The 1,911-nt window shown below is 64.2% G+C and carries 2 protein-coding genes; both read left to right on the top strand.

Features of this window, described 5'->3' with window-relative positions; all coding sequences use genetic code 11:
* The coding region (locus FXB41_RS40205; RefSeq protein WP_219685696.1) for a molybdopterin-containing oxidoreductase family protein at positions 1-1,584 on the top strand (1,584 nt) is incomplete at its 5' end.
* A gap of 133 nt (positions 1,585-1,717) precedes the next feature.
* A partial coding sequence (locus tag FXB41_RS40210; protein ID WP_219685697.1) for an enoyl-CoA hydratase/isomerase family protein occupies positions 1,718-1,911 on the top strand: 194 nt, incomplete at its 3' end.

A 1,911-nucleotide genomic window follows, 5' to 3' on the forward strand; every position in this document is an offset into this window, starting at 1 on the left:
TCCGATCTGGTGGTGATCTGGGGCACCAACCCCGTCAACACCCAGGTCAACGTGATGACGCACGCCGCCCGTGCGCGGAAGGATCGCGGCGCCAAGATCGCGGCCGTCGACATCTACGACAACGAGACCATGAAGCAGGCGGATATCAAGATCATCCTGCGGCCCGGCACCGACGGCGCGTTCGCCTGCGGCGTGATGCATGTCCTGTTCCGCGACGGCTATGCCGATCGCGCCTATATGGACAAGTACACCGATTGCCCTGATGAGCTCGAGGCGCATCTGAAGACGCGCACGCCCGAATGGGCATCCGCGATCTCGGGCGTGCCGGTGGCGGAGATCGAGGCTTTTGCCAAATTGGTCGGCGAGACCAAGCGGACCTTCTTCCGGCTCGGCTACGGCTTTACCCGCTCGCGCAACGGCGCGGCGCAGATGCATGCCGCGAACTGCATTCCGGCGGTGACCGGCGCCTGGCAATATGAAGGCGGCGGCGCCTTCTTCAACAATTACGCGCTGTGGCACTTCAACGAATCCATCATCGAAGGCCACGACGCCATCGACCCAACTATCCGCGCGCTCGACCAGTCGCAGATCGGCCGCATTCTCACCGGCGATTCCAAAGCCTTGCACGGCAAAGGTCCGGTCAAGGCGATGCTGATCCAGAATACCAATCCGATGACGGTGGCGCCGGAGCAGGCGCGGGTAGCGCAGGGTTTTGCGCGCGAGGATCTGTTCGTCGCGGTGCACGAGCAGTTCATGACCGAGACGGCCGAGATTGCCGACATCGTGCTGCCGGCGACGATGTTCATGGAACATGACGATCTCTACTACGGCGGCGGGCACCAGCACATCTCGGTCGGTCCGAAGCTGATCGACCCGCCCGGCGAATGCCGCTCCAACCATGAGGTCTTGCAGGCGCTGGCGCCGCGGCTTGGCGCCAGTCATTCGGGGTTCGAACTGACGCCGCGCGAGTTGATCGACGCGACGCTGAAGCTGAGCGACCACGGCGATATCGACGGCCTCGAAGCCGACCTCTGGCGCGACCTGCAGCCGGACTTCCGCACGTCGCATTATCTCGACGGTTTCGCCCATGCCGACAGGAAATTCCATTTCAAGGCCGATTGGGCGCATCCGCCGTTCGGCCAGACGATGGGTGACTTCGACAAGATGCCGTCGCTACCCGACCATTGGGCGGTGATCGAGCATTCCGACCAGGCCCATCCGTTCCGGCTTGCCACGAGCCCGTCGCGCAGCTTCCTCAACACCACGTTCAACGAGACGCCGTCCTCCCAAGCGCGCGAGGGCAAGGCGAGCGTGATGATCCATCCCCTGGATGCGGCCGCGCTCGACATCGCCCATGGCGATGCTGTGACGCTCGGCAACACCCGCGGCGAGACCACGCTGATCGCCACGCTGTTCGAGGGCGTGCGGCGCGGCGTGCTGATCGCGGAGTCCGTTCATCCCAACAAGAACCATATCGGTGACCGCGGCATCAACATGCTGACGGGCGCGGACACCATTGCGCCGATTGGCGGCGCCGCATTCCACGACAACAAGGTCTGGATCAGGAAAGCGGTCGCGGCCTGAGCCTGCGCTTCGATCGCCTTCTAGTTTGTGTCGAGGCGCTAAAGCGGCGCCGTACCGCAGATTGCCCTTGCACCTTCGGCCCGAGCTGCCGCAAATGGGCCGCTAAACGGGAGCCCAAGGAAGCGAGCGTACCATGACCGACACCACAGCCGTGATCACCGAGAAGCGCGGCCAGGCGCTCTGGATCACCATCAACCGTCCCGAGAAACGCAACGCGCTGAATGGAGAGGTCATCGCCGGCATCGCGCGCGGCTATCGCGCCGCCCATGACGACAAGGACGTCCGCATCATCGTGCTGACGGGCGCGGGCGACAAGGCGTTCTGCGC

The sequence above is a fragment of the Bradyrhizobium canariense genome, from assembly GCF_019402665.1.
In the GTDB taxonomy this organism is placed as follows: domain Bacteria; phylum Pseudomonadota; class Alphaproteobacteria; order Rhizobiales; family Xanthobacteraceae; genus Bradyrhizobium; species Bradyrhizobium canariense.